Raw genomic sequence first — 2,238 nt, forward strand, 5'->3', positions numbered from 1 at the left:
TATGTGGCCGTTCAGAGAGCTATCGGGTAGGACTTATAAACGCGTTCAAGCAGAGAGCGACCGAAAGAAAGCCAATGAAAGACACGCACAGCACCAGCAGTGCCAGCTCCACCCTGGTTTCGTTCGATTGTCGAGACGAACGATTGGAATGGAACTCACTCGGTGACCAGGTAATGGGCGGACAATCGGACGGAGCGCTGGTTCACTCTACGGAAGGAGTCGGCCTCTTTCACGGCACTGTGCGACTGGATAACGGCGGTGGCTTTGCCTCTGTCAAAGCAGACTTACCGGAACCCGTCGATGCAACCCGATGGACAGGCATTGAATTGCTCGCACAAGGCGACGGCAAAACCTACAAGATCGGCCTTCGCAACAGCACCAACCGACGCAGCATTGTGTACCAGCATGCGTTCACTCCGGACACAGAAGACTGGAGCCGCATACGCCTTCCGTTCAGTGAATTCATTCCGACCTGGCGCGGCAAGACAGTGACCGACGCGGAACCACTGAATCTTGAGCACCTGGCTTCAGTGAGCCTTTTCGTATCCGGGCGACAGGTTGGTGAATTTCAACTGAAGATGCAGGACTGGAGGTTGATCCGGTGACCAAACTCGCCCTGATAACCGGTGCCAGCGCAGGCATTGGCCATGAAGCCTGCGCCCTCTTTGCCCGGAAAGGTTACAGGGTGATCGCCCTGTCCCGACAGCCAACCGGCGTCGAGTCTGCAGATCTGGAGCTGGCGCTGGATCTCGAATCCTTTGAGCAGATTGAAGGGCTTGCGGGCTCGCTGGACACGGAAATTGCGGCAGCCGAGCGGGTTATTCTGGTCAACAACTCCGGTTACGGGCAATTCGGCGCACTTCGCGACCTCTCCGAATCCATGTGGCAAAAGCAATTCAGCACCCACGTATTCGGCCCCATCAAGCTGGCTGCTGTCTGCCTGAGACTCTGCGAACAACACGGCATACCCTTGCGGGTCATCGCGGTTAGCTCTGTCCTCTCCATCGCGCCCCAAAAAATGAAAGGCGCCTACTGTGCCGCCAAATCCGCGATGAACACGGCCCATGAAAGCTTCTGGTTTGATGAACAGGGCAGCAACAGCCTGGAAAGTGTCTCGCTGGTGCTTCCGGGCCCCGTAGTGACCCGGTTCAGAGAACATGCCCTTGCTGCTTTGCAGCCCGTGCTTGGCCGGGCAAGCGCCGTGCACCGGGAAAAGTACAAAGCCATGGAAGCAGCACTGGCGCCAGGCGCCAGCATCAAGCCGTTTACAGCCAGTGCGTCGGACGTTGCCGAAAAGATTGTCAGGGCGGCAGAAGCGACACGCCCCAAGCCTCGGTATCTGGTTACGCCGCAGACTTACGTTGCCGAATTTATCACCCGGTTTATTCCCCGGTCGATCCAGAGAATCTTATTGAGGTAGGCAACCATCCCCTAAAGCCGGCCCTGTGTGGGCTGCAAGCCGAATAGCAACATATATATTGCAAAAACCCTAAATAGCAACTAATGTGTTTCATATGGACTAATAGCAACCTATAAGCTTCATCATGAATTCACTACTCGAACAGATAAAAACTCGCCGTAAAGCCTTAGCGCTAAAGCAACACGACATGATGCTGCGCATGGGGATGTCCCGCCAGCAATATCAGCGGCTGGAATCCAAAGGCAATCCGAGGCTCGACACTCTTGAGCTGGTAGCCAAAGGACTTAAAAGCGAATTGCTGCTTATTCCGCAGGAAAAGCTGAGCGCCGTGTTGGCTGCACTCGCGGAAGATTCAACGACACCTGGCGGGCCAGATCAATCCACCAGGAAAAAAAGTGAATCACTAGCCGATGATCCATGGCAAGGATTGCTGGGAGAAAACGAGTGAGCCCAAACGCCAACGATGAAGTCAATGTATTGCAGCTCACCATCCATGGCGTTCTGGTAGGCTACCTCGCGGGCTTTCAGAATGGTCGCAATGTATTGAGCATTGCGGATACCTTCAGAAATAATCCCGCACGCCCGACATTCAGTTTAATTACCCAATCCACGTTTCCGAATGCAGCCAGGCTAATGTCGGAACCGTGGGCACGAAATCAACGGCTGCACCCTGTGCTGTCTAATCTGCTCCCAGAAGGCGCCCTACGTGAACTCATAGCGCAAGTCCTGAAGGTGCATGTCGATAATGAATTTCAGATACTCTCGTATCTCGGAAAAGATTTGCCGGGGGCTATCGAAGCCACCCCCATGGACCCTCA

The 2,238-nt window shown here is 54.6% G+C and carries 4 protein-coding genes; all 4 read left to right on the forward strand.

Translation table 11 applies throughout. The annotated features are described in order from the left end of the window. Nucleotides 1-605: CIA30 family protein (locus VJ956_RS11555; RefSeq protein ID WP_324085069.1), on the forward strand; the 605-nt coding region annotated here is incomplete at its 5' end. Then, a complete protein-coding gene (locus VJ956_RS11560) occupies nucleotides 602-1,420 on the forward strand; it encodes an SDR family NAD(P)-dependent oxidoreductase (protein WP_324085071.1) in 819 nt (272 codons plus the stop codon). The genes VJ956_RS11555 and VJ956_RS11560, both read left to right, overlap by 4 nt. 124 nt (nucleotides 1,421-1,544) lie before the next feature. After that, nucleotides 1,545-1,868, forward strand: coding sequence for a helix-turn-helix transcriptional regulator (locus VJ956_RS11565; RefSeq protein ID WP_324085073.1), 324 nt, complete (start codon nucleotides 1,545-1,547; stop codon nucleotides 1,866-1,868). Next, the coding region (locus tag VJ956_RS11570; protein ID WP_324085075.1) for a HipA N-terminal domain-containing protein at nucleotides 1,865-2,238 on the forward strand (374 nt) is incomplete at its 3' end. The genes VJ956_RS11565 and VJ956_RS11570, both read left to right, overlap by 4 nt.

This window comes from Marinobacter sp. (genome assembly GCF_035268745.1).
Classification (GTDB): domain Bacteria; phylum Pseudomonadota; class Gammaproteobacteria; order Pseudomonadales; family Oleiphilaceae; genus Marinobacter.

Bases quoted from the DNA above. Each gene is read 5' to 3' on its own strand.
- VJ956_RS11565 (WP_324085073.1), top strand. From the start codon at position 1,545: ATGAATTCACTACTCGAACAGATAAAAACTCGCCGTAAAGCCTTAGCG.